The organism is Thermomonas sp. (assembly GCF_020850895.1).
Lineage (GTDB): Bacteria > Pseudomonadota > Gammaproteobacteria > Xanthomonadales > Xanthomonadaceae > Thermomonas.
Map to the genome: position 1 here is coordinate 1 of NZ_JADZDS010000030.1, position 5,426 is coordinate 5,426.

A 5,426-nucleotide genomic window follows, 5' to 3' on the forward strand; every position below is an offset into this window, starting at 1 on the left:
CGGCCAATGACTTGAACGCTTCGATGTACTTTTGCGCGATGAAGTAGTTGATCGCCTGCACGTTGCCGCCGGAAATCGCGTCCGACACCATCTGGGTGGCCTTGGCTTCGGCCTCGGCCAGGCGCTCACGCGCCTCTGCGGAGCGGAAGGCGGCCTCCTTCTGGCCTTCTGCGGAGAGAATCGCCGACTGCTTCTCGCCCTCGGCGCGCAGGATCTGCGACTGCCGCAGGCCTTCGGCCTCGAGGATGTTGGCGCGCTTTTCACGCTCGGCCTTCATCTGCCTCGCCATCGAATCCACCAGGTCGCGCGGCGGCTGGATGTCCTTGAGCTCGATGCGGTTGACCTTGATGCCCCAGGGATGGGTGGCCTCGTCGACCGCGTGCAGCACCTTGGTGTTGATCTCGTCGCGCTTGGACAGGGACTCGTCGAGGTCCATCGAGCCGATCGCGGTACGGATATTGGTCATCACCAGGTTGAGGATGGCCACCTCCAGCTGGGCGACTTCATACGCCGCCTTGGCCGCGTCCAGCACCTGGAAATAAACCACGCCGTCGACCTTGACCACGGCGTTGTCCTTGGTGATGACGTCCTGGCTGGGCACGTCCATCACCTGTTCCATCATGTTGATCTTGCGGCCGACGCCGTACATGATCGGGATGAGGAAATGCAGGCCCGGGCCCATGGTGTGGGTGTAGCGGCCAAAGCGCTCAACCGTCCATTCGTAGCCCTGCGGCACCATCCGCACGGTCTTGAACAAGACGATGACGCCTGCGATCAGCAGGATCATTGCAAGAAAAAATGCCATCGACGCTCTCCGGGTTTGATTTGGCGAGTATAGGCCTCGTCTTCCCTTCTACCAACGCATCAGGCAAGCAAATACGGCCGGTATCGGCAAGCCGCCCGCGCTACCACGCCAGCGAGAGCGACACTGCCAGTGATCGGCCGGGCGCCGTATAGCGATCCAGCACCGGGCTGGTGGTGCTGGCCAGCGGAACGTCACCGGCTGACCAGTAGCGGCGATCGGTGAGATTGCGGATACCGGCATTGAGCTTCATGTGCGCGCCGAGTTTCCAATGCGCGTACAGATCAAACACGCCGTAGCCCGGCGAGACAAAGTAACTGGTGCCTGCCGGCGGCGTCGGCATCCGATCGCGACGGTCGGCAAACCGTCCGGCCAGCTCCACGCCCCAGTCGTCCGCGTCATACGCCAGCCCCAGCGTGGCGGTGAACGGATCGACCGACTCCATCGGCTCGCCCGCCGTGTGGTCCTCCCCGCGTGACCATGCCGCCGCACCGCGCAGCGACCAGCCCGCCAGCGCCCGCGACAAAGCCTCCAGTTCCAGCCCCGCCTTCAATTCGACGCCGTGGATGCGGGCGTCGGCCACGTTCTGCGATTGATAGACCATCAGGCCCTGCTGGTTGAAGCCGACGAACACGAATGACTCGATGAAATCGCGGTAGCGGTTGTCGTAGGCGCTCAGGCTGGCGTAGGCGCGGCTGCCGGAATAGCGCAGGCCCAGCTCGAAGCCATTGCTGGTTTCCGGCTTGAGGTTTGGGTTGGAAATCGCGGTGTAGCCGAACATCACATTGGTGAAGCCGATGTTGACGTCGGCATACGGCGGCGAGCGGAAGCCGCGTGCGTAGCCGCCAAACAGCGACCAGTCGTCGTTGAAATGCCAGACCATGCCGAGCTTGGGCGAGACACTGGTCTTGCCCAGGCCGCTGAGGACGACGCCGGGATTGTCACCGGCGAAGATCGCATCCATATGCGGCGTCAGCCGGTAGCGATCCACCCGCAGCGCCGGCACCAGCCGAAACTTGCCATCTGCCAAGGTGATTTCATCCTGCAGATAGGCCGCCGTGTTGGTGGTGGTGCTGAGCGGAAAATCACGTACCGGGTAGCTGTCGGGCGGCATGTTGGGCGTGCTCGCGCCGGTCAGCGGAAAGCTGCGCAGGCCATCACGGCGCTGCTCGGTGTCGGTGCGCGCGATATCCAGTCCCCAAGCCAGGTCATGCTGGACACTGCCGGCGTCCACGGTCTTGCGGAAGTTCAGCTGCAGGCCGCGTACGCGCTGGTCGAAATGGAACCAGCGCTCACGCACATCCTGCAAGGTTGGCGGCGGCAGGGTGCGCGCCTCGATCGTGTATTGGGTGGTGCTGCTGCGCTGGATGTACGCCTGCCAGTCGATGCTGTCGGCAAAGCCGCCTTCCAGATCGATCCGGTGTTCCAGCGAAATCCTCGTGCGGCGCTGCTGGTCGATGGCACCGACATGGGTATTGATGGCGCCGGTCATCGGCTGCACGCCCATCGAGGTCAGCATGTCGGTGTCGGCGCTGTTGTCGCTGCCTTCCATCGTCAGGGTGAAGCGCTGGCTGGCACTGGGCGCGTAAACCAATTTTCCGAGCACGCTGCGACCGCTGCGATCCTGCGGATTGGGCCGGGTGCGGGTAGCGCCGACGCCATCGACCTCGCCCTGATTGCGGGTCTCATGCCCTTGCCGATGGCTCACCGCCAGAAGGCCCGACCAGCGCTGGCCGCCGAAGGCCGCCGTCAGTCCGGTCGACACTCCGTCCCATTCGCCATCGAAGCCCAGCTTGAGGCCGAAGTAGCTGGACTTGCCTGCTTGCAGGTAGTCCGCCGGATCCTTTGTGACGAACGAAACGGTGCCACCCAGCGCATCCGAGCCGTACAGCGAGCTGGTTGGGCCGCGCACCACTTCCACCCGCTTGAGGGTGTCGAGATCGACGAAGTTGCGATTGGCATTGGAGAAGCTGCCGATGGTGAACGCGTCCGGCACCGCGATACCGTCTGTCTGGATGCGCACGCGATTGCCACCCAGTCCGCGGATGCGGATATCACCGATGCCGAAGCGACCGAAACTGCTGCCGACGCTGATGCCGGGCTCGTAGCGGAACAGGTCCTTCAGGCTGTCGACCAGCAGATCATCCATGCGCTTGCGGTCGATCTCGTCCACCGTATTGGGGACATCGATCAATGCGCGCTTAGTGCGGGTGGCGGTGACCACCACCCGATTGAATAACTTGATATCGCCGTCGACGCCGGCATCGGATGGACCGGACGGCGTGCTGGCCTGGGCATGGACCTGGAAGGAAACGGCAAGCGCGGCGAGCAGGGCTAAGGACACCGGGTGAGAGCGCATGGGACATCCATCGGGCAAGATTGTCTGCTGGCTCTCGCACGCGCGCTGGCTGGCGGGGAACGGCGCATGTGCGCCGGTGGGGTTATTTGGTGAGGATCAATTTGCCGTTGCGGGTGTGGCGCAGGCGGTAGACCTCATTGCCGTGCTGGATCAGCACTTCGCACTGCCCGCGCAACAGTTGCGTGCTATCGAGTGCAGCCATCTGCGCAGACGGCGTCGGCGCAGGCCTAGGCTGCGGCGCGGCGGGTTGCTCGAACGTGGGGGCTACAGACATGGCGGGGGCGGGACAATTCGACTGGTCGTTATGTTAATGATTCTCATTATCTAGTCAATTCACCGCGCCATGCTTGAATACGCGCTCTCTTCCTCCGGGGAGTAGCCCGCCACGGCGCGATGCCGTGGTCCGCGCGTCAACACACTTGGTCGGCAGACCGTGGCGCGCAGCGGTGCTTTCGAACATCCGTTCGACGCAACGCGGGCAAGACCGAAGGCAGACGACGCGTACCCGGCCAGGCGACGCGGCGTTTGCCTTCGCATCTTTCGCGAATGCGCCCGGCCCGGAGCCTCCATGGTCAATCCCCTGCTCGTCTCTGCCGGCACCGTGGCGCTGGCCGAGATCGGCGACAAGACCCAGCTGCTGGCCCTGTTGCTGGCCGCCCGATTTCGCAAGCCCAGGCCCATCGTGGCCGGTATTCTCGCGTCCACCCTGCTCAACCACGCGCTCGCCGGTTGGCTGGGCGCCCTGGTCGCGCAATGGCTGACCCCACAGGGTCTGCGCTGGAGCGTCGCCGCCAGCTTCATCGGCATCGCGCTGTGGACGCTGAAGCCGGACGCGCTGGACGAGGACGAGGCATTGCCGGCGCACGGCGCCTTCATCGCCACCGTCATCGCGTACTTCATCGCCGAGATCGGCGACAAGACGCAAGTGGCGACGATCCTGCTGGCGGCGAAATATTCACCCCTGTGGCAAGTCGTCGTCGGCACCACCGTCGGCATGCTGCTGGCGAACGTGCCGGTGGTGGTGCTGGGCAGCCGCTTCGCCGAAAGGCTGCCATTGAAGGCGGCCCGGATCATCGCTGCCTGCGTGTTCCTGGCATTGGGCCTGTGGGCGGCCTTTCACGGACTGTCGGGGTGAGGCCTTCATGATCCAGCCACTCCCATCGATTTGAGTCACGCGCCGCGCCAGCCTATGCTGCGGAAGCGGCAGGGGAGCGTGCATGGACGGCATCGGATCCGACCTTCGGGATTTCTGGCGGCGCCTGCGTGCGCCGCCGGACGCTTTGGTGCTGGAAATGGGTGCCGGCGGCGAACTGTTGGTGGCCAAGCTGCGCGCTGGCCTGTCGCTGCTCCTGCTGCTGCTGCCGCTGATCAATATCGCCACCGACGAATACACGCCCACCGAAGGCATCGCCGGTGTATTCGGGGTGATCCTGACCGTGCTGGCGGCGCAAGTCCTGCTGATGATGGCGCGTCAGAAGCGCCGCTTCCGCTGGTTGCCTTGGCTGACCACCAGCTATGACATCACCCTGACCTCGGGGGTGTTGGTCATGCTTGCCGTTGGCTCGTATGCAGGTGCCCTGAACAGCATGATCGTCTGGGCCTTCTACCTGATCGCGATCGGCATGACCGCGTTGCGCAACGACGGCCGCATCACCCTTTACGCCGGTGGATTGGCCATGCTCCAGTACGGCCTGCTTGCGGCAGTGCTGTTTTCCATGGCCCACAACCCGGAACAGCTCGCCTCGGTGGACTACGGCACCGCGCGACTTTCGAACGTGGTGCAACGCCTGCTGCTGATCGCCGTCACCACGGTCATGATGGCGGTGGTGGTCTACCGAATGCAGCGGCTGGTCGAACTGTCCGGAACCGACGGCCTGACCGGTTTGGCCAACCGCACCCTACTGACCTTCCGATTTCCGACGCTGGCGGACGCCGCCGGCGAGTCCGGCCTGTCGCTGTCGGTGTGCCTGATCGACCTCGATTACTTTCGTCGGATCAATGACGAACTCGGCCACGCCGCCGGCGATCGGGCGCTGCAACACGTGGTGGATGTCCTGCGCTCTGGACTGGAGGACAAGGATTGGCTGGTTCGTCTGGGCGGCGAGGAATTCGCCTTGGTGATGCCACAGCCGACCGGACGCGCCTGGGAACGCCTCGAGGCCCTGCGCCGCAGCGTTGCCGCGCAACCGTTCGTCCCGGCCCCGGGCGAGCCGTCGATTCGGATGACCTTCAGCGCCGGGGTGTCCAGCTGGCCCCAGGATGGCA

The 5,426-nt window shown here is 64.5% G+C and carries 5 protein-coding genes; 2 read left to right on the forward strand and 3 right to left on the reverse strand.

Annotated features, from left to right (window positions below; translation table 11 throughout):
• The 3 genes from IT472_RS03150 to IT472_RS03160 all read right to left on the reverse strand — a co-directional run.
• A partial coding sequence (locus IT472_RS03150; RefSeq protein ID WP_297178245.1) for an SPFH domain-containing protein occupies window positions 1-805 on the reverse strand: 805 nt, incomplete at its 3' end.
• 100 nt (window positions 806-905) lie between these two features.
• On the reverse strand, window positions 906-3,161 hold the full coding sequence (locus IT472_RS03155; protein WP_297178247.1) for a TonB-dependent hemoglobin/transferrin/lactoferrin family receptor: 2,256 nt from the start codon (window positions 3,159-3,161) through the stop codon (window positions 906-908).
• Window positions 3,162-3,243: 82 nt separating this feature from the next.
• Window positions 3,244-3,435 (reverse strand): hemin uptake protein HemP, encoded by a 192-nt coding sequence (locus IT472_RS03160; RefSeq protein WP_297178250.1) that lies wholly within the window; start codon window positions 3,433-3,435, stop codon window positions 3,244-3,246.
• 294 nt (window positions 3,436-3,729) lie between these two features.
• Between IT472_RS03160 and IT472_RS03165 the strand changes: the two genes are divergently transcribed.
• Both IT472_RS03165 and IT472_RS03170 read left to right on the forward strand, forming a co-directional pair.
• Window positions 3,730-4,296 carry a TMEM165/GDT1 family protein gene (locus IT472_RS03165; protein WP_297178253.1) on the forward strand — a complete coding sequence of 189 codons (567 nt, stop codon included), beginning with the start codon at window positions 3,730-3,732 and terminating at the stop codon, window positions 4,294-4,296.
• Between the two features lie 82 nt (window positions 4,297-4,378).
• A partial coding sequence (locus tag IT472_RS03170; protein WP_297178256.1) for a GGDEF domain-containing protein occupies window positions 4,379-5,426 on the forward strand: 1,048 nt, incomplete at its 3' end.